The sequence below is a fragment of the Amycolatopsis sp. lyj-90 genome, from assembly GCF_046549035.1.
In the GTDB taxonomy this organism is placed as follows: domain Bacteria; phylum Actinomycetota; class Actinomycetes; order Mycobacteriales; family Pseudonocardiaceae; genus Amycolatopsis.
Genome location: NZ_JAJPWP010000004.1, coordinates 100545 through 125202, shown reverse-complemented (window position 1 = coordinate 125202; position 24658 = coordinate 100545). Strand labels below are relative to the sequence as shown.

Annotated in this window: 22 protein-coding genes; 5 read left to right on the top strand and 17 right to left on the bottom strand. The window is 69.6% G+C overall.

The features are described from left to right. Positions 1-63: 63 nt before the first annotated feature. From ACLJPX_RS16515 to ruvC, 7 genes are all read right to left on the bottom strand, one after another. Complete coding sequence (locus ACLJPX_RS16515) at positions 64-582, bottom strand: adenine phosphoribosyltransferase (protein WP_410601323.1); 519 nt, start codon at positions 580-582, stop codon at positions 64-66. Between the two features lie 107 nt (positions 583-689). Next, positions 690-1895 (bottom strand): protein translocase subunit SecF, encoded by a 1206-nt coding sequence (gene secF / locus ACLJPX_RS16510; RefSeq protein WP_410600855.1) that lies wholly within the window; start codon positions 1893-1895, stop codon positions 690-692. Beyond that, positions 1892-3583: a protein translocase subunit SecD gene (secD, locus tag ACLJPX_RS16505; protein WP_410600854.1), complete on the bottom strand. Its 1692-nt coding sequence runs from the start codon at positions 3581-3583 to the stop codon at positions 1892-1894. Before secD ends, secF begins: the two co-directional genes overlap by 4 nt. Before the next feature lie 406 nt (positions 3584-3989). Beyond that, entirely contained in the window at positions 3990-4388 is a 399-nt protein-coding gene (yajC, locus tag ACLJPX_RS16500) for a preprotein translocase subunit YajC (RefSeq protein WP_410600853.1), read from the bottom strand. A gap of 145 nt (positions 4389-4533) precedes the next feature. After that, positions 4534-5610, bottom strand: a complete 1077-nt coding sequence (gene ruvB / locus ACLJPX_RS16495) for a Holliday junction branch migration DNA helicase RuvB (protein WP_101607363.1) — start codon at positions 5608-5610, stop codon at positions 4534-4536. 8 nt (positions 5611-5618) lie between these two features. Further along, complete coding sequence (gene ruvA, locus ACLJPX_RS16490; RefSeq protein WP_101607362.1) at positions 5619-6218, bottom strand: Holliday junction branch migration protein RuvA; 600 nt, start codon at positions 6216-6218, stop codon at positions 5619-5621. After that, positions 6215-6814: a crossover junction endodeoxyribonuclease RuvC gene (gene ruvC, locus ACLJPX_RS16485; protein ID WP_101607361.1), complete on the bottom strand. Its 600-nt coding sequence runs from the start codon at positions 6812-6814 to the stop codon at positions 6215-6217. The genes ruvA and ruvC overlap by 4 nt, the downstream gene beginning before the upstream one ends. A gap of 88 nt (positions 6815-6902) precedes the next feature. Between ruvC and ACLJPX_RS16480 the strand changes: the two genes are divergently transcribed. Next, complete coding sequence (locus ACLJPX_RS16480) at positions 6903-7349, top strand: cupin domain-containing protein (RefSeq protein ID WP_410600852.1); 447 nt, start codon at positions 6903-6905, stop codon at positions 7347-7349. A 106-nt stretch (positions 7350-7455) separates the two neighbouring features. On the opposite strand, the gene ACLJPX_RS16475 is transcribed toward ACLJPX_RS16480, so the two are convergent. From ACLJPX_RS16475 to ACLJPX_RS16455, 5 genes are all read right to left on the bottom strand, one after another. Beyond that, positions 7456-7986: a DUF4262 domain-containing protein gene (locus tag ACLJPX_RS16475; protein ID WP_101607359.1), complete on the bottom strand. Its 531-nt coding sequence runs from the start codon at positions 7984-7986 to the stop codon at positions 7456-7458. A gap of 67 nt (positions 7987-8053) precedes the next feature. Continuing rightward, complete coding sequence (locus tag ACLJPX_RS16470; RefSeq protein ID WP_101607358.1) at positions 8054-8803, bottom strand: YebC/PmpR family DNA-binding transcriptional regulator; 750 nt, start codon at positions 8801-8803, stop codon at positions 8054-8056. A gap of 49 nt (positions 8804-8852) precedes the next feature. Continuing rightward, positions 8853-9482, bottom strand: coding sequence for a pyridoxal 5'-phosphate synthase glutaminase subunit PdxT (pdxT, locus tag ACLJPX_RS16465; RefSeq protein WP_101607357.1), 630 nt, complete (start codon positions 9480-9482; stop codon positions 8853-8855). A gap of 54 nt (positions 9483-9536) precedes the next feature. After that, positions 9537-9857 carry an AzlD domain-containing protein gene (locus ACLJPX_RS16460; protein ID WP_101607356.1) on the bottom strand — a complete coding sequence of 107 codons (321 nt, stop codon included), beginning with the start codon at positions 9855-9857 and terminating at the stop codon, positions 9537-9539. Beyond that, positions 9857-10570 (bottom strand): AzlC family ABC transporter permease, encoded by a 714-nt coding sequence (locus tag ACLJPX_RS16455; protein WP_410600851.1) that lies wholly within the window; start codon positions 10568-10570, stop codon positions 9857-9859. The genes ACLJPX_RS16460 and ACLJPX_RS16455 overlap by 1 nt, the downstream gene beginning before the upstream one ends. 68 nt (positions 10571-10638) lie before the next feature. Here ACLJPX_RS16455 and ACLJPX_RS16450 point away from each other — a divergent pair, with 68 nt between their 5' ends. Further along, positions 10639-11205 (top strand): helix-turn-helix domain-containing protein, encoded by a 567-nt coding sequence (locus ACLJPX_RS16450; RefSeq protein WP_410600850.1) that lies wholly within the window; start codon positions 10639-10641, stop codon positions 11203-11205. Here ACLJPX_RS16450 and ACLJPX_RS16445 read toward each other — a convergent pair whose 3' ends face one another. Continuing rightward, the gene (locus tag ACLJPX_RS16445; RefSeq protein ID WP_101607354.1) at positions 11206-12597 is read right to left on the bottom strand and encodes an APC family permease; all 1392 of its coding nucleotides are present in this window, start codon (positions 12595-12597) and stop codon (positions 11206-11208) included. Between the two features lie 142 nt (positions 12598-12739). Between ACLJPX_RS16445 and ACLJPX_RS16440 the strand changes: the two genes are divergently transcribed. Together ACLJPX_RS16440 and ACLJPX_RS16435 are read left to right on the top strand one after the other, a co-directional pair. Further along, positions 12740-13351: a TetR/AcrR family transcriptional regulator gene (locus ACLJPX_RS16440; RefSeq protein ID WP_410600849.1), complete on the top strand. Its 612-nt coding sequence runs from the start codon at positions 12740-12742 to the stop codon at positions 13349-13351. Beyond that, entirely contained in the window at positions 13348-14412 is a 1065-nt protein-coding gene (locus ACLJPX_RS16435; RefSeq protein WP_410600848.1) for a P1 family peptidase, read from the top strand. The genes ACLJPX_RS16440 and ACLJPX_RS16435 overlap by 4 nt, the downstream gene beginning before the upstream one ends. 21 nt (positions 14413-14433) lie before the next feature. Here ACLJPX_RS16435 and ACLJPX_RS16430 read toward each other — a convergent pair whose 3' ends face one another. From ACLJPX_RS16430 to ACLJPX_RS16415, 4 genes are all read right to left on the bottom strand, one after another. Then, a complete protein-coding gene (locus tag ACLJPX_RS16430; protein ID WP_410600847.1) occupies positions 14434-17136 on the bottom strand; it encodes a BTAD domain-containing putative transcriptional regulator in 2703 nt (900 codons plus the stop codon). A gap of 88 nt (positions 17137-17224) precedes the next feature. Next, complete coding sequence (locus ACLJPX_RS16425; RefSeq protein ID WP_410601322.1) at positions 17225-17671, bottom strand: peptidase inhibitor family I36 protein; 447 nt, start codon at positions 17669-17671, stop codon at positions 17225-17227. 193 nt (positions 17672-17864) lie between these two features. Then, positions 17865-19682 carry a proprotein convertase P-domain-containing protein gene (locus ACLJPX_RS16420; RefSeq protein WP_410600846.1) on the bottom strand — a complete coding sequence of 606 codons (1818 nt, stop codon included), beginning with the start codon at positions 19680-19682 and terminating at the stop codon, positions 17865-17867. 67 nt (positions 19683-19749) lie between these two features. Beyond that, entirely contained in the window at positions 19750-21699 is a 1950-nt protein-coding gene (locus tag ACLJPX_RS16415; protein ID WP_410600845.1) for a S8 family serine peptidase, read from the bottom strand. Positions 21700-21881: 182 nt separating this feature from the next. Here ACLJPX_RS16415 and ACLJPX_RS16410 point away from each other — a divergent pair, with 182 nt between their 5' ends. Then, on the top strand, positions 21882-24632 hold the full coding sequence (locus ACLJPX_RS16410) for an ATP-binding protein (protein WP_410600844.1): 2751 nt from the start codon (positions 21882-21884) through the stop codon (positions 24630-24632). Positions 24633-24658: the final 26 nt, after the last annotated feature.

Below are 24658 nucleotides of genomic sequence, written 5' to 3'. Positions count from 1 at the left end.
TTCGTGCGGCCTTCGGACGTCAAGGGTAACCGCTCCCCCTCGCGGCACACTGGGTGCGCCCGCTCAACACACCCGGAGGGCCTCCACGCGATGCCCTTCAAGCACGGAACGACCACCGAGCGCGCCGAGTTCCATGATCACCGAAACCCCGGTGACCTGCGCCTTCGCGTCCTCCAGCAGTTTGCAGGTCGCCGCGACCGTGCCGCCGGTGGCGAGCACGTCGTCGAGGATCGCGACACGCTGACCAGGCTCGACGACACCTTCGGGAAGTTCGACCGTCGCGGTGCCGTACTCCAGCGTGTAATCGACCCGGCCCGCGACGCGGGGCAGCTTGCCGGGCTTGCGGATCACCGCGACGCCGAGACCGCGGGCGTAACCGACGGCCGCGGCCAGCAGGAACCCGCGCGCTTCCACGCCTGCCAGCAGCTCGGCCTCGGGATCGACGGTGTCGGCGAGCGCGTCGGTGACGGCCTTGAACCCGGCGGCGTCGGCGAACATCGGACTCAGGTCCCGGAACAACACACCGGGTTCCGGGAAGTCCGGCACGTCGGCGATCAGGTCGAGTGCCTTGTCCAGCTCCATGTACTTCCCTGCTCTCATGTCGTACGTGTGGGGTCACCGAACGCTATGAAAGGCCCGTTACTTGCAAATTTTGCAAGTAACGGGCCTTTCATAGCGCTTGAAACCGGTTACCTCTTGCGCTTGCCCGACGGACGGCCCTTGTGGGCCTTCTGGTTCCGGGCCGGAACGCTCGCCGCGGCGGCGTAAGCCTTCTCCTTGCGGAGTTCGGCCTCCAGCGCATCGTCGTCGTTCGGGTCGAACTCGTCGTCCTCGCGCAGGGCGGCCTTGCGGGCCTGGTTCGCGCGCCGCGCGGCGACCCGCTCGGCCTGCTGGCGGAACTTCGGATCGCGCATCTTGAAGTCCACCAGCAGCGGGGTGGCCAGCGCGACCGACGACAGCACGCCGACGATGGTGCCGGTGAGCTGCACCAGCGCGAGGTCCTGCAGCGTGCCGGAGCCGAGCAGGATGTACCCGACCACGAGCAGGCCGAGGATCGGCAGCATCGCGATCAGCGCGGTGTTGAACGACCGCATCAGCGTCTGGTTCAGCGCCAGGTTGGCCGCCTCGCCGAAGGTACGGCGGGTGAGCCCGAGCAGGCCGCGCGTGTTCTCGCGGACCTTGTCGAACACCACCACCGTGTCGTAGAGCGAGAACCCGAGGATCGTCAACAGACCGATCACCGTCGCCGGCGTGACTTCGAAGCCGATCAGCGAGTACACACCCGCCGTCACCACGATGTCGTGCAGGAGCGAGATCAGGGCCGCGGCGGCCATCCTGGTGTCGAAGTACAACGCCAGGAACAGCGTGACCGCCAGGAGGAACACCCCCAGCGCGATCAACGCCTGCCGCGAGATCTCCCCGCCCCAGGACGCGCTCACCGCGCTGTCACTGATCGCCTGGACACTCGGCTGACCGTTGGTCCCGATCGGGCCGAGGTCCTGGAACAGCGCCTGCTTGATCTTGGAGACCTCGGCCGCGTCCAGGGTGTCCGAACGGAGCTGGATGGTCGACGAGACGCCGCTGCCGACCTTCTGCGCCTCGTCGGCCGGACGGCCGAGAGCTTCGGCGAAGACGTCCTTCGCCTGCTGCTCGCTGATCTGCCCGTTCTTGCCGTTGGCCGGCATCTGGATCTGGGTGCCGCCTTCGAAGTCGATCCCGAAGTTGAACCCCTTGATCCCCATCGACGCGATGCAGAGCAGCACCAGCGCGCCGAAGAAGATGTACCAGCGCTTGCGCTTGCCGACCACGTCGAACGCGCCCGTGCCCACGTAGAGGCGGCGGAAGATGCTTTCGCGCTTGCCCGCGGTGGTGGTGTTGTCGTCGACCACGGTCACGCCTCCTTGACGTTCGGGCGGCCGGCGGCCGGACGGGCCGCCTTGCGCTCCGAGCCCACCTGCTGGACGGCACCGAGGCCGAGGTTCTTCGGGTTGGAGAGGAACTTCGACTTCGAGCGGGAAACCATCGCGACCAGCGGGTGCGTCACGAGGTAGACCACGACGAGGTCGAGCACCGTCGACATGCCGAGCGTGAACGCGAAGCCCTTCACGTCACCGACGGCGAGCCAGTACAGGATCGCCGCGGCGAGGAAGCTGACCGCGTCCGACGCCAGAATCGTGCGCTGGGCACGGGACCAGCCGCGCGGCACCGCGGACCGGAACGTCCTGCCCTCGCGGATCTCGTCCTTCAATCGTTCGAAGTAAATGACGAAGGAGTCCGCGGTGATACCGATCGCGATGATCAAACCGGCCACGCCGGCGAGGTCGAGGGTGTACCCGATCCACCGCCCCAGCAACACCAACACCGCGTAGACGAGCGAGAACGCCAGGACCAGGGACAAGATCGTCAGCACACCGAGCAAGCGGTAGTAGAACAAGCAGTAGATGAAGACGATCAGCAGGCCGATACCGCCCGCGATCAGGCCCGCCTGCAGCGACGCGAGACCCAGCGTCGCGGACACCGTCGTCGCGTCCGAGGACTCGAACGACAGCGGCAGCGAGCCGTACTTCAGCACGTCCGCCAGGTCCTTCGCCTCGACCTGGCTGAACCGGCCGGTGATCTGGGTCTGACCGCCCAGGATCGCGGACTGGATGGTCGGCGCGGAGACGACCTGCGTGTCGAGGACGAACGCCGCCTGCTTCTGGGTGTTCTTCGAGGTGAAGTCGCCCCAGATCCGGGAACCGTCGCTCTTGAAGTTGAGGTTGACGACCCACTGGGAGTTCTGGGTGTCGTAGCCCGAGGAAGCGTCGGAGATCTCCGTTCCGGGGAGGAACTCCGGCTCCAGCAGGTACTTCGCGGTGTTCTTGTCACCACAGGCGACCAGCGGCTTGTCGGTGAGGTCGTTGCCGACCAGCGGGTCCGACACCTTGGGGTCGCAGTTGAGCGCCGCGAAGGCCTTCTCGGCGGCCGCGGCCTGCTTCGCCTGGTCCGTCGAAAGCAGATCGGGGTTCTGCCGGAGGTTCCGGGCCTCCTCGATCTCCTTCTTGGTCTGCTCGTCGGCGTCGCCGGGCTGCTGCTGCGGCGCGCCGGCGGAACCACCGCCACCGTTGGCCGGGCTGCTCGGCGGAGCGCTCGCGGACGGGGCGCCCGAAGACGCGGGCGGGGCCGAAGACTGGGGCGGGGCCGACGGCTGCGGAACCGGGGTCACCGGCTGCGACGTCACGACCTTCCGGAAGCCCAGCTTCGCGGTCTTGCCCAGGGTCTTGGCCTGGTCGCCCTGTTCGCCGGGGACGGTGATGACGACGTTGCTGCCGTCGAGGACGACCTCGGTGCCACCGACGCCGATACCGTTGACCCGGCGCTCGATGATCGAGCGGGCCTGTTCGAGGGACTCTCGCGGAGGGTCGCCGCCGTCGGGATTTCGGGCGGACAGGGTGACCCTCGTGCCGCCTTGCAGATCGATGCCGAGTTTCGGCGTCGGCTTGCCGCTACCGGTGAAGAACACCAGGGCGTACAGCGCCACCACGATCAGGGCGAAGAAGGCGAGATAGCGTCCCGGGCGGAGATGCCCGGCCGGTGCGGCCACTGTGCTTCGGTCTCCTCGGACGGACTGGGTTTTCCCCAATGGACTTGGCTGTTCACTCACCGGACGGGAGTCCGGTGGTACCGCGAACCTGCCTCGATGACGATGCCCGGTGAACGGGCACGACTATGACGACGGACACGCACGCAGCACCGAGACACTACTCGGTGCTGCGTGAGCCCGGCGTTGCCCCCGCACCTACGAAAGTCTGGTGTCGGGGATGGCCTTGGCCCCTTGTCGGCGGAGCTGAAGCGCGCCGACCGGAGGTGACCGAAAGCCCGAACCCGCCCCGGCCGAAGGCCCCGCTATCGCGGTGCCACGGCGCCCCTGTCCGCGGACTGTGCGCGGAAGGCCGACCAGCGCCGTGGCGACGTCGATCGCGGTCGCGGGTTCACCGGATAGCCCGGCGCTACTTCTTGCCGTGCTCCAGCGGAGGAGCGATCTGCGCGCCCGACTTCTCTTCGACGCGCTCGTCGTCCTTCGACTCGATGGCCGGCGCCTCGACGACGGCCTCGTCGTCGATCGTCTCGTCGTCGGTCTCGACGACCGGCTCGACCTTCTCGCGGACGGCCTGGCGCAGCCAGGTGGTCACGACACCGGGAGCGATCTCGAGGTCGATCGTGGTGTCGGCGGAGGCGTCGGCGACAGACGCGTAGAGACCGGAGGTGGTCATCACCCGGTCACCGGGAGCGAGGCTCGAGAGCAGCTCCTGCTGCGCTGCCGCCGCCTTCTTCTGCTTACGGGTGCCCATGACGAGCGGAATCGCCACAACGAGCATCAGGAGCAGCGGCAGCAATAACTGGTTCATGATTCTCCATTTCGAGCGGACGCCGCGCGGTGCGCTGTTTTGTCCGATTTGGCGGGGTGTGCTCTACCCGAGTGTGCCAGGTGCCAGCGGAAACTCCACCACCACCCGTCGCCACCACGGGCCCCGGACCGTGTGAGCGGTCCGGTCATTCCTGGTCGAACAGGTTCGGGCCGCCCTGCTCACCACGTGTGGCACCGGCCGGAGCCGGCAGGCCGAGGTGTTCCCAAGCGGCCGCTGTGGCGACCCGGCCGCGAGGAGTGCGGGCGAGCATACCGGCGCGGACCAGGTAAGGCTCACACACCTCTTCGACGGTGGTCGGTTCTTCCCCCACCGCGACGGCCAGCGTGGACACGCCGACCGGGCCGCCGCCGAAGGACCGGACCAGCGCCGTCAGCACCGCGCGGTCGAGCCGGTCGAAGCCCAGTTCGTCGACGTCGTAGACCTCCAGCGCGGCGCGCACGACCTTGCGGGTGGCGTGCCCGTCCGCGCGAACCTCGGCGTAGTCGCGTACCCGGCGCAGCAGCCGGTTCGCGATCCGGGGTGTGCCTCGGGACCGGCGGGCGATCTCCGCGGAACCGTCGCGGTCGATCTCGATCTCCAGAATCGTGGCGGCCCTGCGCACGACGAGGTCGAGTTCGCTGTCGGTGTAGAACTCCATCTGGCCGGTGAAACCGAACCGGTCGCGCAGCGGACCGGTCAGCGAGCCGGACCGCGTCGTGGCTCCGACCAGCGTGAACGGCGCGATCTCCAGCGGGATGCTGGTGGCTCCGGGTCCCTTGCCGACGACGACGTCGACGCGGAAGTCCTCCATCGCGAGGTACAGCATTTCCTCGGCGGGCCGGGCGATCCGGTGGATCTCGTCGATGAACAGGACGTCGCCGGGCGCCAGGTTGGACAGCATCGCGGCGAGGTCGCCCGCGCGTTCCAGTGCGGGCCCCGAAGTGATCCGGATGGCGGCGTTGAGTTCGGCGGCGACGATCATCGCCATACTCGTCTTGCCTAGTCCGGGCGGGCCGGAGAACAAGACATGGTCCGGCGGGACACCCCTGCGGCGTGCACTCTCCAGGACGAGTTCGAGCTGCTCACGGACTCGTGGCTGGCCGATGAACTCGTCGAGTTTACGTGGGCGAAGAGTGGTCTCGACCTCGCCTTCGCCAGTCTGTGGCAGCGCCGAAAGCGTCTCGTCGTCGGCCTCGAAATCCGTCACGGCCTCATAGTCCATGTGGCGAGCTACCGCTTACGTCCGAGGGTGGCCAACGCGGCGCGCAGCACGGAGGACGTCGTGTGGCCCTCGCCCTCGCTGAGCACCTTGTCGACCGCCTGTTCGGCCTGCTTGGCCGGGAAGCCGAGACCCGCGAGCGCCTCGACGACCTCGCCCCGCAGCACGCCGGGCGCGGTGACCACCGGCGAACCGTCGGTCGGGCCCGCGAGCGCGGTGACCTTGTCACGCAGTTCGAGCGTCAGCCGCTCGGCGCCCTTGCGGCCGATGCCGGGCACCTGGGTGAGCACGGTGATGTTGCCTTCGACCAGCGCGGATCGCAGCTTGTCGGGGTCGAGGACGGCCAGCGTCGCCAGTGCGAGCCGCGGGCCGATCCCGGAGACCGTCTGCAGGAGGCCGAACAGTCCGCGGGCGTCGGCGTCGGCGAAACCGAACAGCGTCAAGGAATCCTCGCGGACCACGAGCGCGGTGTGCAGCATCGCCTGCTCGCCGCGGCGAAGCGTCGCGAGAGTGGCGGGTGTGGCCTGGACGGCGAAGCCGACTCCCCCGACCTCGATCACGACGTGGTCTAGGCCGATGGAGAGGATTTCTCCGCGTACCGAGGAGATCATCGAGCCGCTCCCTGCGTTTTGGCTTCGTGTTTTTTGGCGCGCTGTGCCGCGGCGGCGAGCCTGGCCTTGTGGTTCTTGGCGATCTCGGCCGCCCTGGCCTCGGCTTCGGCGAGCCGGACCCGCATCGGTTCGCGCCACAGGTGGCAGATGGCGAGCGCGAGCGCGTCCGCGGCGTCCGCCGGATGCGGTTTGACCTCGAGGCCGAGCAGCCGCATGACCATACCGGTGACCTGGGCCTTGTCCGCGCGGCCGGAGCCGGTGACGGCCGCCTTGACCTCACTCGGCGTATGGAACACGACCGGCAGCCCGCGTCTGGCCGCGGCGAGCGCGACGACACCGCCCGCCTGCGCGGTACCCATGGCGGTGCGCACGTTGTGCTGCGCGAAGACACGCTCCACCGCGACGGCCTCGGGCTTGTAGCGATCCATCCACTGCTCGGCGGCGTCGGAGATCCCCAGCAGGCGCACGGCGAGATCCGCGTCGGGCGGGGTCCGCACGACATCGACGGCCACGGCGCGGACGGTGCGGCCCGTGCCGCCGTCGACCACGCCGAGCCCGCACCTGGTCAGACCGGGGTCGACCCCGAGTACCCGCACGCTTTTCCTCCGCTGCTCCGGCTTCCCTGGCGAACATCAGTTCGAGGTCCCGAGGCTACCCGGAGCTGCCTCCGGGCAAGATGAGGACATGCCGAGCTTCGACGACTTCGCCGCCCATCTGGGTCTCCAGCCGCTTCCCGTGGAAGGCGGCCGCTTTGCGCAGAGCTGGCGCGACGAGACCGCTTCCGCGATCTACTACCTGCTCGTTTCGCCGGAGACCTCGGCTCCGCACCGGCTGGACCGGCTGGAGATCTACGCCCACCACGCGGGCGCCCCGATGCGGATGCTGTTGCTGTTCCCGGACGGGCGGATCTCACGGCCGGTGCTCGGGCCGGACGTCGCGGCCGGTCAGCGTCCGCAGGTCGCGGTGCCCGCCGGGGTCTGGCAGGCGTCGGTGAGCACCGGCGAGTGGAGCCTGGCCGGGACGGTGGTGGTGCCGCCCTATACGGACGACTGTGTGGAGTTCCGTTCCGCGGCGGCTCTGGCCGCGGAGTGGCCGGGGGCGGCGGAGGACCTGGCGCCCTGGCGCGTTTAGTCCTCTAGATGCGCCTGTCCCGCGTGCCGGGGAATGCTATGAAAGGCCCGTTACTTGCAAAATTTGCAAGTAACGGGCCTTTCATAGCACCAGTGAGCGAGAAACCTCAGGGACCGTCGACGCCCGGCGTCCAGCTCTCCGGGTCACCGGATTCGGTCAGCACCGGCTGGTACCGGTCGAACCCCTCCGGCGCGTCCGGATGCCAGGGGAACTGCCCGTCCGGCGTGGCGACGATCAGCTGCAGCGCCGGGAAGTCCCCGTCCGGGTAGATCAGGAACGCGCTCCCGAAGTACTCGGGATAGTGCCCCTTCGCGACCCGCTCGAAGACCACCGGCGCGCCCTCGAAGAAATCGTCGTACCGCTTGCCGACCTCGAAGATCTCGCCGGCGGCCGCGCGGTCGACGTAGGCGTCGAGCAGGACCGGCCCCATGTGCTCGGGCAGTCCGATCACGACCGCTTCCGCGACGCCGTGCAGCGCCCACGCGCACGTGGTGAAGCAGAAGTTCGCGTCGTTCTCGTCGCCTTCGACCGCGATGACCGCGTTCCCTCTGGCCTGCGCCTGCGACTCGATCCACTGGACGAGTTCGGTTTCTTCGGCGGTGAGGGCGTCGGCTTCGAAGGTCGTCACGGGCGACATTCTGCCCCACGTCCGCGTCCGCACCTAGTCCCGGGACGTTTTTTCCGCGGCATGGCGGGAAAAACGATCAGCCGACCTCGGCCATGACCTCGTCGGAGACGTCGAAGTTCGCGTATACGTTCTGGACGTCGTCGCAATCTTCGAGGGCGTCGATGAGTTTGAAGACCTTCTTCGCACCGTCGACGTCCAGCGGGACGCTGACCGACGGCAGGAACGTGAGATCCGCGGACTCGTACTCGAAACCGGCCTCCTGCAAGGCTTTCCGGACCGGGACGAGGTCGGTCGCCTCGGAGACGATCTCGAAGTTCTCGTCGAGGTCGTTGACCTCTTCGGCGCCCGCGTCGAGCACGGCCATGAGGACGTCGTCCTCGGCGGCGTCACCCTTGGGCATGATCACGACGCCCTTGCGGTTGAACATGTAGGAGACCGAACCCGGGTCGGCGAGCGAGCCGTTGTTCCGGGTGAGCGCGGTCCGGACCTCCATGGCGGCGCGGTTCTTGTTGTCGGTGAGGCATTCGATCAGCACGGCCACACCGTTCGGGCCGTAGCCTTCGTAGGTGATGGTCTGCCAGTCGGCGCCACCCGCTTCTTCACCGGCGCCGCGTTTGCGCGCGCGCTCGATGTTGTCCTGCGGGACCGAGTTCTTCTTGGCCTTCTGGATGGCGTCGTAGAGCGTCGGGTTGCCATCCGGGTCGCCACCGCCGGTCCGTCCCGCCACCTCGATGTTCTTGATCAACCGGGCGAAGAGCTTGCCGCGCTTCGCGTCCAGGTTGGCCTTCTTGTGCTTCGTGGTGGCCCACTTGGAGTGGCCGCTCATCTCTCCTCCATCTACTCCTGTGCCCGCCGCTGAGCACAGTGTCGGTTTACTAAGCCTGCCGCACGAGGTCGACGAACAGCCTGTGCACGCGCTCGTCCCCGGTGAGTTCGGGGTGGAACGACGTGGCGAGAACCGCCCCCTGCCGGACCGCGACGATCCTAGCGGCCGCGTCGTCCGACCCCGGCATTTCGGGGACACTGGCGAGTACCTCGACCCCGTCGCCCGCCTTTTCGACCCACGGGGCGCGGATGAACACAGCGTGCACCGGACCGCCTTCGATACCGGTGAAGTCGAGGTCGGCTTCGAACGAGTCCACCTGCCGCCCGAACGCGTTGCGCCGGACGACGACGTCGAGTCCGCCGAGTTGCCGCTGGTCAGGTCGCCCGTCGAGGGCCTGGCGGGCCAGCAGGATCATGCCCGCGCACGAGCCGAACGCGGGCAGTCCGTCCGCGATGCGTTCCTGCAGGGGTTCGAGCAGTTCGAAGCTCTCGAGCAGCCTCGACATGGTCGTCGACTCGCCGCCCGGCAGCACCAGACCGTCCACTTCGGACAGTTCGCTCGCGCGGCGGACCGGCAGGGCCCGCGCACCGGCGCGCTCCACCATCTCGGCGTGCTCCCGCACGTCACCCTGCAGTGCGAGCACGCCGACCACCGGCCGTGCTCCCGTCGCGATCGCCACCCGACCTCCCGAAAGACCTTCCCGACAGCTTAGGCGTCCCGGGGAACGGCCAGGTCAGGGGACCCCGGCGAGCCGCAGCAGGGCGGCGGTCGCGGCGGCCGCCACGACGACCAGCGCGAACGGCGCCTTGCGCCAGGCGAGCACGCCGCCGACGAGGACACCGGCGGGCCGGGCGAATCCGGCGAACTCGTGTCCCTCGGTGAGCGCGGCGACCGCGACCAGCGCGGCCAGCAGCACGACGGCCGAACGCGCCATCAGCTTCTCGGCCTTGGGCGACACGGTGAACCGCGCCTTCAGCACCGGTCCGGCGAACCGGAAGGCGAAGGTCCCGGCGGCGAGCACGCCGCCCGCGATGATCAGGTCCATCGGGTCCATCAGTGCACTCCCTCGGGTTCACGTTCGACGGGTTCCTTCGCGGCCACTCCGGCCAGCACGCCGACCAGTGCGAGCAGCACGGGCAGCCCGGCGGGCAGGAACGGCGTCGTGGCCAGCGCGACGGCCACGCCGAGGAACACCGGCAGGCGGGTCGCGCGGTCCTTCAGCGACGGCAGCACCAGCGCGAGCAGGACCGCCGGGAAGGCCGCGTCGAGCCCGAAGGCGTCCGTGTCGCTGATCGCCGTCCCGGCGTACGCCCCGGCGAGGACGCCGACGTTCCAGCAGACGAACAGCCCGATCCCGCACACCCAGTACGCCGCCCGGCGCCGCTCTTCGTCACGCTGGGCCAGCGCGAACGCGACCGATTCGTCGATCATCAGATGGCTGCCGACGATCCTCGACGACCACCGCTTCCCGAGGACGTCGCCGATCGCGAAGCCGAACGGCAGATGCCGCGCGTTGGCGAGCAGGCCCGCCGCGACGGCCGCGAACGGGCTGCCGCCCGCGGCGATGATGCCGACGAACATGAACTGCGAGGCACCGGCGAAGACCAGCACCGAAAGCAGCATCGGCGCCCAGATCGGGAAGCCGGAGCCGACCGCGATCGCGCCGTAGGAGATACCGACGATGGTGTCGGCGAGGCAGACCAGCCCGATGTCACGGAGAAGATCGCGCCCCAGGACACGAGTGGTTGTTCGCCATATCGAACGCATAGCGTCATACAATGAACGAACGCACCCGTGTTCGTCAAGGCGAACAAAACGACCGATGGAGCGAACGCATGTCCCCGACCGCGTCCGACGGCGCACCCCTGGACGTCATCGCCACCTCACTGCGCCGGGAACGCGCCCGCACCGGGCTGTCCCTCACCGAGGTCGCCAAACGCGCCGGCATCGCGAAGTCCACGCTCTCCCAGCTGGAGTCCGGCTCCGGGAATCCGAGCGTCGAGACGATCTGGGCGCTGTGCGTCGCGCTCGACGTCCCGTTCTCCCGGGTGGTCGAGCCCGAGCGCCCCCGCGTGCAGGTCATCCGCTCGGGCAGCGGGCCGACGGTGTTCGCTGAACACGCCGACTACGCGTGCACGCTGCTCAGTTCCTGTCCGCCCGGAGCCCGGCGCGACGTCTACCTGATTCGCGCCGAGCCCGGGAAGCCGCGGCTTTCCGACCCGCATATGAGCGGCATCGTCGAGCACATGATCCTCAGCGCCGGCCGTGCCAAGGTCGGGCCGCTGGACGAACCGGTCGAGCTGCTGCCCGGCGACTACATCTGCTACCCCGGCGACATCCCGCACATCTTCGAGGCGCTCGAGCCGGGGACGTACGGCGTTGAGATCGCGGAGTACACCTGATCAGGCAGACTCCTCCGCCTTCTCGTCGGCGACCTTCTCTTCGGTGACGTCCGCGAGTTTCCAGCCGCCCTTCCTCCGCAGCACCAGGAGGTAGTACCCGATCGACAGCAGGGCGACGCAGGCCGTGACGATCAGGCTCGGCCGTCCGACCGCCGGGTCGAGCAGGTTCTGGTAGACCACGAACACCAGGACGGCCAGCGCCAGCACCGGCGCGACCGGGAACCACGGCATCCGGTACTTCGCGTGCGCCGTCGCCCCGGTGCGGCGGCCGACGATCGCGCCGAGACACAGTGCCGCGTACACCGCCACGATCGACGTGCTCGTCACCACCAGCAGCAGTTTCGGATCGACGAAGCAGAGCAGCGCGGCCACCAGGCCGGTGCCGACGGTGGCCACCCACGGCGTCCCGAACTTCGGGTGCACCGCGGACAGCGCGCGGTTGACCGGCGACGGCCACGCGCGGTCGCGGCCGCTGCTGAACAGCATCCGCGAGCTGATCAGCACGATCGCCAGCACCGCGTTGATGATCGCGAGCGCGACGGCCAGGCCGAGCACGGTGTCGAGCGTTCCGCCGCCGCGCGAGTCGATGAAGTAGGACAGCATGTTCTCGGAGGCGAACAGCGCGTTCAGGTCGGGCGCGCCGAGCAGCACCGCGGTCACCGGGATCAGCTCGGCGAGCACCGTGATGCCGAGCGCGAACAGGATCGCGCGGGCGATCCCGCGGGAGGCGTCCTGTGTCTCCTCGCCGAAGTACACCGCCGAGCCGTAGCCGTTGTAGGCGAAGATCGCGACCGACGTGGCGATCGCGATGGCGCCGACCGTCGCCGGGCTCCCGTCGGAGGCGACCGGATGCGCGAGCAGCTCGCTGAACGACCGCGCCGGGTTGAACAGCCCGAGCGCGCTGACCACGATCAGCGCGAGGATCTCGATGGCGAGGAAGACGCCGGTCACCCAGGCGTTGAGCTTGATGTCGAACACGCCGACGACGGCCGCGACCACGCAGGTCACGGCGGCGATCACCGGACCGGGCACGCCGGGCAGGAGCACGCCGAGATAGGTGCCGACGCCGAGCGCGATCACCGCGACGATGAGCACCTGCGTGATGATCATCAGCCCCAGTACCGCGAACCCTGGCAAGCGGCCGAGCGTGCGGGTGACGATCGCGTACTCCCCGCCCGCCAGTGGGAAGGCGGACGCGAGTTCGGCGTAGACGAAGGCCATGAACACGCCGACGACCGCGGCGGCCACGAAGCTGTAGAAGGCACCCGTACCGGCGCCGGAGATCACCCCCGGCGCGATGATGAAGACGGACGAGGCGGGGCTGATCGCGGAGAGCGTGATGAGCAGCGTGCCGAGGGTGCGCAGACCGCGGCGCAGGGCGGGAGTGGACACGGCCGACCTCCTACAAGGTGGGTTCCTTGAAACTCCTTCGAAGAACTGTTGAGCACGCATCAAAGGCCCTTCGCCGTGTGACGTCAAGACCTGATCCGGCTCAGGGGTTGCGTTTTTTGAAGAAGATTCAAAGAATGGGGGCATGGCGAGACCGAGCAGGGCACCGGAACGACGGGCCGAACTGATCGAGGTGGCCAGACGGGCCGTCCTCGAACGCGGCGTGCTGAACCTGCGGCTGCGGGACATCGCCGAGGGCGCGGGCCTGTCGTCGGGTTCGGTCCTGTACTACTTCCCCACCCTCACCGACCTGCTCCAAGAGGTGCAGCGCGAAGCGGTGGCGCGGTTCTGCTCGGAGCGGGAGCGGGCGGCGAGCGCGAAGACGGGCCCGGTCGAGCGGCTGCTGTCGATGATCCGCAGCGGCCTGCCCACCGGCCCCGGCGACGAACTCTGCGTGCTGCTCTACGAGCTCGGCACCATCGCCCGCCGCGATCCCGTGTACGCCGCCCGGCACATCACGCTCTACGAGCAGCAGGTGCGGATCTACACCGGCATCCTCGAAGCGGGTGCGGCCACCGGCGAGTTCACCCTGACCGCGGACGCGGTGGCCATCGCGCGGAACCTGGTCGCGTTGGAGGACGGCTACGGCCTGCACCTCACCCAGGCCGTGCCGACGCTCGAAACCGCGACCGCCGAAGCCATGTTGCTGTCCTACGCTCGCACCGCCACCACGAATCCCCTGGAGGACCGTTCATGACCCGCGCCCGCGATCTGGATGTCCCCCTGCCCGGCCGGACCGGCGAGCACAACGCGCTCACCGACGTCCCCGGCGTCGAAGTCGGCTTCACGACCCTCGTCGAAGGCGAATCGGTGCGCACCGGCGTCACCGCGGTCCTGCCGCGTGGGCACGAGGACTTCGCCGTGCCCTGCGCGGCAGGGACCTACGCCCTCAACGGCAACGGCGAGATGACCGGCACCGCGTGGCTGGCCGAGACCGGGTCGCTGACCCTGCCGGTGCTGATCACCTCCACACACGCCGTCGGCGCCTGCCACCGCGGCGTGATCGACTGGGTGGTGCGGGAACGGCCCGACGTGGCCGCCGAATGGCTCCTGCCGGTGGTCGCCGAAACCTGGGACGGCTACCTGAACGACAGCACCGCGCCGACAATCCACAACGGACACGCCATCGCCGCCATCGACGCCGCGGCGAGCGGTCCCGTCGGCGAGGGTTCCGTCGGCGGTGGCACCGGGATGACCTGTTACGGCTTCAAGGGCGGCACCGGCACGTCCTCCCGTGTCGTGTCCTATGGAGACGACGAATACACCGTGGGTGTTTTGGTACAGGCCAACTTCGGCTCACGCCGCGAACTCACCGTCGCCGGTGAGCGGGTCGGGCTCGAACTGAGCGCGGACAACCCGTTGGAGGAGGCCTGGACGGCGCCGCCGGGGGCGGGCTCGGTCATCGTGATCGTGGGGACCGACGCTCCCCTGCTGCCCGGCCAGTGCACCTCGCTCGCGCGCCGGGTCCCGCTCGGTCTCGCCCGCACCGGCACCACGGGCTCGCATTTCTCCGGCGACCTCTTCCTCGCGTTCAGCACGGCGAACCCGGGCGCGCTCACCAGCCGGTTCCCGCGGACGGAGGAGGCCGAGTACGAGAACCTCCGGTTCGTTCCGTGGGGCAGGCTCGACCCGTTCTTCGAAGCCGTGGTGCAGGCGACCGAAGAGGCGGTGCTCAACGCCCTGTTCGCGAACGACGAGATGACCGGCCATCGGGGTCACCGGGTCCCCGCGCTGCCGACGGCGCGCTGGCGCGGCTGAACCCCGGGACCGGCGGGCCGCTCACGGGGTGCCGATCAGCATCTTCCCGAGGGCCCGCCGGTCCCCCTCCATCGCGCGGGCCCGCCCCAGATCGAGCCGGACCCGCGAGGCGCAGATCTCGTCGGAAAGCGAGTCGAGCAGGTCGAGCGCGCGGCGCAGGCACGACATCGCGCTACGCCGGTCGTGGCGCCGCAGGTGCACCTGCCCTCGCCGGTGCAGGACGAGCGCCATGCGATGCGGGTCGCCCAGTTCGGCGCAGAGCCGCGCGGCCTTGTCCAGTTCCGCTTCGGCTTCGTCGAGCAGGCCGAGTTCGGCGCTCGCGACGGCGTGCGACGTGTGGGCGTGCGCCATGCCGAGGACGTCACCGATCTCGCTGAAGAGGGCCAACGCCCGCCTCGCGGTCACGCGCGCCTTCTCGTGCCGTCCGGCCGAGCGGGCGAGAACGCAGAGCCCGGTCAGCGCCCTCGCCCGCCCCGCCGGGTCGCCGATCCGTTCACTGATCCGGCGCGACTCGGTGAACGCCTCGCCCGCTTCCCGGAAGTCGTCCCGGTACAGGTGGATCTGGCCGATTCCGCGCAACAGCGCGGCTTCCCCGCGTGCGCACCCCGACGCCCTCGCCGCCTCGAGCGCGCACCGGTGGCACCGGGACCATTCCGCGTACAGTCCACTGTGGTCGAAGTAGGACGCCGTCACGACCGCGAGTTCCCAGGCGAGTTCCCCGAGCCCGGCGCCCGCCGCGTGCGAAACGGCGGCCTCCAGCGCGGGAAGTTCGCTCTGGAACCACGGAAGCGGTTCCGTCACCAGCCTTTCGTCGAGCGAGGTCCTGGCCGCGTCACCCGGCGCGGGGCGCAACACGCTGCGGGACAGCCGATCCGCGGCCTTCTCCGCGAGCCAGAGCCAGCCGCCCAGCACCCGTTCGGTCGCGTCCGCGCGGGCCCGTTCCGGCTCGGCCGCGACCTCCTCGACCGCGTACGCGCGCAGGAGGTCGTGCACGCGATAGCGGGGCACGCCGGTCTCCCGGGACACCGGCTGGACCATGTGCCGGTGCCGCAGGTCTTCGAGCGCGCGGGCCGCGCTCTCGGGCTCGCCGTTGTCGGCCAGCGCGGCCGCCCAGGCGGGAAAATCGGCCGGGGGCAGCAAACCCAGCCTGCGGAACAGCCGCTGCCGATCCGGTGCCAGTTGCCGGTAGCCGAGAGACAGACTGCCGCGGACGGCGAGGTCCCCGGCGCACAGCCAATCCAGCCTTCGCCGTTCGACGGAGAGCTCACTCGCGGCGTCGGCGAGCCGCCAGCCCGAGTGATCGCCGATCCGGCTGCCGACGATCCGCAAGGCCAGCGGCAGACCGTCGCAGTGGTCGAGAACCCGTTGAGCGGCAACGGGATCCTCGTCGATCTCGGTGAGCTTCGCGAGCAGGGCCTTCGCGTCGCAGGGTGGCATGACGTCGAGCGGGACCTGGCGCCCGAGCTCGAGCCCGGCCAGAACGAACCGGCTCGTGACGAGCACCGCGCAACCGCGGCCTGCGGGCAGCAACGGCCGCAGCTGGGCCTCACCGGCGGCGTCGTCGAGGACGAACAGGACGCGGCGCCCGTGGACCAGGCTGCGGAACAGGCAGGCGCTTTCGTCGATGTCGCCGGGGATCACCTCGGTGGGAACACCGAACGCGCGCAGGAATCCGGCGAGCACGGCCTCCGGCGACCTCGGCTCGGACGTGGTCCCGCGCAGGGCCGCGAACAGCCTCCCGTCCGGGTAGTCGTCCGCGACCTGGTGCGCGAGCTTGATCGCCAGCGAGGACTTCCCGATCCCGCCGGCGCCGGTCAGCAACAGGACCGGCGGGGTGTCGCGGCCGGTGTCCTGACGCAGTTCCGCGAGCAGGTCGGCGATGAGCTCGTCCCGCCCGACGAAGTCGGGGATGCCCGGTGGCAGCTGGCTGGGCACGGCGGGCTCCTGGTACGCGGGATGTTCACGCGCCGCCCCGCCCTGGCCGTCACGCAGGATTTCGCAGTGCAACGCACGGATCGCCGGTGACGGCTCGACACCGAGCTCGTCGACGAGCCTCCGGCGCCATCCGGTGTAGACGTCGAGCGCCTCGGCCACCCGGCCGGCGTGGGCGAGCGCGGTCATCAGCTGCCCGCAGACCCGCTCGCGGAACGGCGCCTCGGCGAGCACGTCACGCAGTTCGGGGATCAGCCGATCGTGCTCGCCGAGCTCGAGTTCGGCCTCGGCCCGGCCCTCCAGTGCCGCGAGACGTTCCTCCTCCCAGCGCGCGACGACCTCGGCCGCGGCCGGGATCCCGGCGAGCACCGGCCCGCGCCACAGTTCGAGCGCGTCCCGGAACCGCTGGGCCGCCTCGCGATGGCAGTCACGCGCGAGGAGCTCGCGGCCCTGGGCGGCGAGGCAGGTGAACCGGCCGGTGTCGGTCTCCTCCGGCCGTGCGTCGAGCAGGTACGCCGCTCCCCTGGTGAGGATCGGCCCACCGCCCCGTGGAGAGCGCAAAGCGCGGCGAAGGCCCGATATCAGCCCTTGGACCTGAACCTTCGCCGAAATCGGTGGATTTTCACCCCAGAGCTCGTCGACGATCCTGTCGCGGGACACCGGACGGCCTGCCTCGATCAGCAGGAGCGCGAAGACCCGGCGTGCCTGCGGCGGGCCGAGTGGCAGATCCGTGCCCTGCCACTCGGCCGCGGGTTCACCGAACAAACGATAGAAATATGCTATTTCCTTCACCTTTTTCTCCCCCGTTATTCGAAACACCCCTGACCGAGAGTGTCAGAAATATCCGAGGGAGGCGTCCGGCATTCGAAGGAAAGGGCGCTCAGCAGGCGCTGGCAGAAGTGTAGATCCTGAGCGAGGTCGCCTTGTCGTTGTCGGCGTTGCCGACATACGACGACCGGGCGCCGGCCTGCATGCAGCGACTGGTTCCGCTGCCGATGTTGTAGTACCACCGGGCGTCGACCCCGCGCCGGTTGTACCAGGACGACATCTGGTCGTTGAATCCGTAATCGACGAGATTCTTCAGGCCCGCCGACTGGAACTGCAGCCGCCTGCCGACGAAATCACGATCCTGCCACAGGCACACGTAGTTCGCGTCACAATCCCCGGGCGCCTTGGCCGAAAGCGACAGCGTGATTTCACCGCCGTTCCAGACGACCTCGTCCCCGGCGATCTTCCAGCCCGGAGCGAGCTTCGCCGTGTCGACGCCGGCGGCCTTCAGCGGCGCCGCCTCGTCCGAAGCGGCCGAGGCCGGTGAAGTGACGAGCATGGCCGCCACGGCTGCGGCTCCCAACGCCGCGGAAACGAACCGAAGAGTGCGCATTTCTCCTCCTTGATGCCGGTGTGCCTCGTGCACACCGGCATCAAGGTCCCGCGCTGCGCTGTCCGACGGCTAAGCAGCCGGAAAGGGACCTCGATCCGGCCGCTTAGGGCCGCAGGTCACCTGGTTCACGCGCCGTCGGTCAAAGTGCGAGAGACCATCGTTCGAGCGTGCCGGTGTCGCCGGGGCCGCCGTCACGGACGGACAGGGTCCAGGTCCCGGCCGCTCGTTCGGTGGTTTGGACGCGGTAGGTGGTGGTGCCGGACAGGGGATGGCACGTGTAGCCGCCGTAGCGGTGAAGCACGTGGTTCTGGCCGGAGGGGCTGGTGAGGGTGATGTCGAGATCTTCGATGCAGCTGTGGCTCGCGTTGATGCTCACGGTGACCGGATCGCGGGTGGTTCCGGAGGCGGTGGAGGTCACCTTGCTGGTCGTGGTCTGGAAATCGCGGATCGGGGCGTTCGCGGTGGTGGTGAAGGTGCGGCCGGTGTCGTCGGCGCCGGTCTTCACGGTGACCGGCGCGCTGGCCGCCGAGAGGTTCCCGGCGGCGTCGACGGCCTTGACGGTGAAGGTGTAGCTCGACGCCGGAGCGAGGTCGCCGACGGTGGCCTTGGTGGTGGTGCTGGTCGCGGCGAGTGCGGTGCCGTTGTAGATCCGGTATCCGGCCACGCCCACGTTGTCGGTGGAGGCGTTCCATTCGAGGGTCGCCGTGCTCGAGGTGACTCCGCTCGCGCGGAGGGACGCCGGGGCCGTGGGCGCTTGGCCGTCCCCGGAGCCGCCCGCGGTGTGCAGGGTCAGTCCCCATTTGCCGAGTGCCTCGCCGACCGGCTGGAACAGGGATTGGTCGCGGGCGCCTCCCGGCGAGCAGGAGGAGTAGCCGCCGGAGTGCAGCCCGACGGCCCTGGTCCCGGCGAGCCAGGCCCCTCCGGAGTCACCGGGGAGCGAGCAGGCGGTGGTGTGGGTGATGCCTTCGAGGGTCGCCACGGTGTAGACGACCGTCTGGTCGACCGCGGTCACCTTGCCGCATTGCCACCCGGTGGTCACGCCCGCGTGGCAGACGGCCTGGTTGACCATGGGTTCGGTGGCGCCGGTGACATCGACCGCGGGGCCGCCGGAGGTGTTCACCGAGGACGAGAGCCGCCATGACGGCTCGGTGACGCCGACGAGTCCCATGTCTCCTTCGCGGCCGAAGACGCTGTGTGTGCCGCCGACGTTCGAGGTGCCGATCCTGTTCTGTTGCCCGTCGCTCCCCCAGGCCGGCTGGTCCACGTCGTTGGTGCAGTGCCCGGCGGTCAGGAAATGCCTGCCGCCTCCGCTGTCGGTGGCCGGGAATCCGATCGAGCAGTTGGCTTCGCCGCCGGGAAGCCACCGGCCGCCGGGGCGCACGTCGCCGCCTTGCGGCCGTGGGCGTTCGGCCACGTAGGTGATGCGCACCCCGTCACCGAGCCCGGCGACGTCCTTGCCGAACTTCTCGCTGCTCCGGTCGCGTGCGGCGGCGGTGATCCGCACCGTGACGGTGTCGGTGACCGGATCGATGCCCCAGCCGGTCAGGCCCGGCACTCCCCCGGCGGCGAGACGGGCGACTTCCGCGCTGAGCCGCTTGAGTTCAGCGCGGTCGCGGGTGACCTTCACCGGTGTGGCGCCCGACGCCGCGATCCGGGCCGCGGCCTGATCATCGGTGACGGCGACCAGGAGCCTTCCGGTCGCTTCGTCGAGCCACGAGCCGGGGCTCCGTTCGCGGATCCACGCGGGCAAGGCGCGGTTGATCTCTTCGGCCGCGTCCTGCGCGAGAAGGCGGGAGGCGGCCGCGTCATGGCTGATCCCGAGGTCGCGGGACAGCGCGTCGAGCATCGCGGCGGGCGGGGAACCGGGCGGTGGCGCGGGGAGCACGGCCGCGGCCGGTAGCGCGGTCAGGACGAGGGTGGCTGCGCTGAGGAGCGCGGCGAGAGCGGGTGTGCGCATGGTTGTCTCCTGTGGGCGGGCGGAAGGAGCGGGGTCCCCGGGGATGCGAGGACCCCGCTGGTCACGGTCAGCGGCGGGTGATGCGGATGTCGTCCACGCCCGCTTCGACCAGGCTTCCGCCCGCGGCGTCGGCGGCCTCGACCGAAATCCGGATCGTCTTGCCCGCCAGCGCGGTCAGGTCGGCGGTCGCGGTGGACCACTGCGCGGCGGTGTCGGCCGAGCCGGTTTTCTTGTCGAGCAGGACGGTCGCGCCCTCGGCGGTGACGGCACGGACGCGGAGGTAGTCGGCGCCCGCGGAGTTCGCCAGGTAGCCGAGGTACCACGACAGGGAGACGGACAGCTTTCCGTTGGCGGGCAACTGGATCGGGGCGGACAGCGCGCTGGTGACGCCGCCGTCGAGGTCGTTGTCCCCCACCGCCGCGCCTGCCGCGGCGCCGGTGACGAGGGCGCGTGTGCCGCTGGTGGTGTCACCGCGCTGCATGGTCAGCGAGTTGAAGTTCGTCGCGGCGGGGTCGGCCACCTCGAACCGGCCCGCGGTCGCCGTGTCGGAGCCCGCGGGATTGACGCTCCAGCCTCCTGCGGTCTCGAAGTCCGTGGAGTAGACGGGAGTCTCGGGTTCCGGCTCGGGGTTGGTGCCGCCGGACACCGCGGCGAGGGCGTTCGCGATGCCTTCACCGAAGTGCGAGTTCTTCGCCGGGGTGCCGGTGCAGCGGGAATCGCCGGACGGACAGGGGGTGTCGATGGCCTGAGTCAGCAGCATCGTACGCAGCTGGTCGGGGGTGGCTTGCGGATGTGCCGAGGCCAGCAGGGCCACGACACCGGCGGCGTGCGGCGAAGACGCGGACGTCCCGTTGAACGTGGTATAGCCGCCTCCCAGCGCGGTGGTGTTGACCATCGCGGAGCCTTCGCCGCCGGGAGCGGTCAGTTCGACCGTGTCGACGCCGTAGTTGGAGTAGTACGCCAGCTTCTTGTCGATCGTGTCGGCGGTGACCGAAACGGCGTTCGGCAGATCGCCGGGCAGGAACAGGCCGGGCTCGTTGTCGAGGTTGGTCGAGTAGTTCCCCGCCGCCGCGACGGTGACCGAGCCCTTGCCCCGGGCGTAGTCGACGGCGCGCTGGACGCCTTCGATCACCGCGGCCTGGTCGGGGTCACCGGGATTGTTGAACATGATCGGGTCGACGTAGTAGCTGTTGTTGGTGACCTCGAAACCGTGGTCGGCCGACCACATCAGGCCGCAGACCACGTTCTCCGGGAACATGTTCCCCGACGGTTCCATCACCTTGACCGCCGCGATCCGCACGTTCGGGGCGACACCGACGACGCCCTTGCCGTTCTTCGCCGCCGCGACGATTCCGGCGACGGAGGTACCGTGCCCGGCGGCGGGCGCACCGGGATCGGGTTCCCACGCGCCGGGTTTGGTGTCGGGCCTGCCGTAGAGGCAGGACACCGAGTTCGCGGCGTCGAAGTTGTCCCGCAGGTCCTCGTGGGTGCCCTGGACGCCGGTGTCGAGGATGCCGACGGTGACGTTCCGGCTGCCCGGGTTGATCGCCCAGGCCTTGTCCGCGCCCATCTGCTGCATGTTCCAGTCGACGGGCTCGGCGGGAGCGGCGATCGACTTGCCCAGCTGGGGTTCGAGGAAGCGGCGCGCGGCCGAGTTCCGGTCCGCGGCCGCCGGGCGGGTGCCTTCGACGGGCACGTCGTAACCGGCGCGGGTGTCACCGACTTTCTGGACACCGGAGACCTTCCGCATCTTCGCGGCGAAGTCGTCGGCACCCGAATGCGCGAGGACGACGCCGATCGGCGCGTAGCCCGCCCGGACCTGCCCGCCGTTGTCGGTGACCGCCTTGGTGACGGCGTCGATGCCGCCGGGAGTGGTCAGCACCAGGTAGGCACGCACGCTCTCGTTCGCCGCGGAGGCGGTCAGCGATGCCGCGGACGACCCTTGGGTGGACACGGCGGTGAGCGCGACGGCGAGCGCGATCGTGGCCGCGATTCTCGTCCGGGAACTTCGGATCATGGTGGGGAACCTCCTCGATGAAACGTCCGTTCATCTCGGCACCTGACGATCCGCAGTGCGGGCGGTGACTTCAATCCGTGGCGGCACGCAGGAAAAGGTCTCGTTCCACGCACTAAAACGGCAACCGGATCGGCAGACTTTCTGTGGTTGCCCACCCTCTTGCCCGTGCTTACGGTGTCGGGATGGACTCGGGACGGGCGGAGGAGGCGATCGCCGGCCTGGTCGCTCGCGCGTCCGCGGTCGTGCTGGTGGAAGGGGAACTGGGAGTCGGCAAGACCCATCTGCAGGAGCGGCTGCGCGCGCGGTACACAGCGGAATCCCGGCTCGTCCTCTCAGGACGGTGCGCGCCCTTCTCCGGCGACCTCGAACCACTGCTGGAGGCCGCGCTCAGCGACCCGAGACTTGTTCCCCGCCAAGGCGATGCCGTCCTGGGCGCGCTGGCTCCGCGACTGCCCGAACTCGCCGATCGGCTGCCTGCCGCTCTTCCACCCCTGGCCGATCCGCGAGCAGATCTCGCCCGCTGTTTCCGTGCTTTGCGCGCACTCTTCTCGTCGAAGGTGCCGACGATATTGCTGCTCGACGACCTTCAGTGGAGCGATTCCGCCACCCGTGCTTTTCTGCGCTCTCTGTGCGCACGGCGGTCATCGGCTTTGTCGGTGGTGCTCACTTATCGGCCGCACGGCGATTCCCCGCGGCTGACCCACTTGGCCGGTCCGGGTTTTCCCGTCGAAACGCTTTCACTCGGACCGCTCGACGAGTCACGAGCCACCGAACTGGCCGAAACCCTTTCCGGCCGAAGCCCGCTTTCCCCTTCGCTGAGCCGTTCACTGCCCTCGGCCGAAGGACTGCCGTACGCGATCAGCGCTCTTGTAAGCGAGAAGATCGGACGGCTGCCCAGAGCGGTGTCCGACGTCCACGCCGAGCGACTGCGGTTGTGCGGCAAGGATGTGCGAGCCATGCTCCGCGCCGCCGCCCTCTGCGCGGACGGAGCCACCGAGGAAGAGTTGCGCACGTTGTCCGGTCTGGGGCGAAGCGCGATCAGCGTCGCGCTCACGGAGGCGATCGAGACCGGGATCCTGCGGGAAACGCGGCCGAACCGGTACGGCTGGCACCGCGAACTCGACCGGCAGGCCGTCCACGAGTCGACGTCTCCCGTCCTGCGACGCGGACTTCACCGCGCGGCGGCGTCACTCCGGCCGCACGACCCGGTCTTCACCGCTCATCACCTCCGCCGAGCGGGCGACACCGGCCAGTGGCTCGAGTACAGCCGGCGTCACGCCGACCTCGCACTGAACGAAGGCGACTGGAGCACCGCCGTCCGGTTGCTCCGGGCGCTGCTTCGCCACGCCGACCTCGCCGACCCCGACCGCGTCCATCTCGCGACCACCCTGAGCCGCGCGGCCTTCGACGGCCTCGACTGCGACCAGATCGTCTCCACGGTCCGCGAGATCCTCTCCGAGGTCCCCCTACCCCCGGCCACCCGGGGCGAGTTGCGCAACAACCTGGGAATTCTCCTGCTCAGCCAGACCGGAGAACACGAGGACGGGTACCGGGAACTGGAGAAGGCCGCTGACGAGCTCAAGGACAGCGATCCGCCCCTCGCGCTGAAAGTGATGTCCTCACTCGCGATTCCCTATACCGGCCACCGGCACATCGACACGCACCTCGGCTGGCTCGAGCGGCTCGACGGCGGGCTCGGCCAGACCTGCCTGCCCGATCCGCTGACCGCCGCGACCATTCAGGTGAACAGGCTGACCACGTTGATGACCATCGGCGCGCCCGAGGCGTGGGAGGCCGCCGAAGTCGTCACCGGCGACACCGACGACCCGCACCTCGCCCGGCAGCGGATGCGCGGCTGCCTGAATCTCACCGACTGCACCAGCTGGCTCGGCCACTATGCCGCGGCGAAGCGCTATCTCGCCCGCGGCCGCACGTGGTCCCATCAGCTCGGGGCCGACTACCTGTCCGAACAACTCCGTGTCGCGGCGGCGCTGCTGAACTGGTTGCGAGGCGACTGGCGGGATCTCCGGATCACCGCCGAAGCACTTGTCGACCGGTACGACTCGCTTCCCCTCGTCGCCTCCGAATGCCGCCTCGTCGCCGGAGCGCTCGCCCTGGAACACGGCGACCACCAGGCCGCGGTCGCCCTGCTCTCGGAGGTGAGCGCGACCCGGCCCCGTTCGGCGGCCGCACCGCCGGTCGGCGCCACCGCCGCGGCGCTGCTGGCCCGTCACCACTACCACCGCGGAGCCAAAACCGCGGCGCTACGAGAACTCGACGCCGCGTTGCGGGTCATCCACGACACCGGCATCTGGGTATGGGCCAGTGAAATCGCGCCCATCGCCGTCGAACTGCTGCACAACGCCGGACACCGCGACCAGATCCCGGAGCTGCTCTCGGCCATGGAGACCGGCCTCGAAGGCAAGGACGCGCCCGCGGCGATGGCCAGCCTCGCCCTCGGCAAAGCGATAGACCTCGACCTGGGACACGGAACGCCCGACGACGTGCTGGACCGCTACGACACCGCACTGGACTCCTTCACCGACGTGGGCCGCCCGTACTGGATCGCGACCACACACGTGTGGCGTGACCGGTACCTCCACACCGAACTGCGGCAGGACACCGACGACCTCTCCATCGCTGTCGGCATCTTCGGTTCCCTGGGAGCCACCGTGTCCGAGCGCCGCACCCAGGAGACACTCGACACCCGCAAGCCCCGGCGTCGTGGGCGGCCGAGCTATGGCTCAACGCTCTCCCCGCGCGAGACCGAGGTCGCCCAGCTCGCCTGCGCCGGCCGCACCAACGCCCAGATCGCCACCCGGCTGGGCCTGTCGATTCGCACGGTCGAACAACACATCGCCCACGCCATGAGGAAAACCGGCGCCACCTCGCGCTACGAACTCGCCGATCCCGGTGAACCGGCGGCCGGGTGAGCCGGTGGATTACGGTGGTGCCGTAC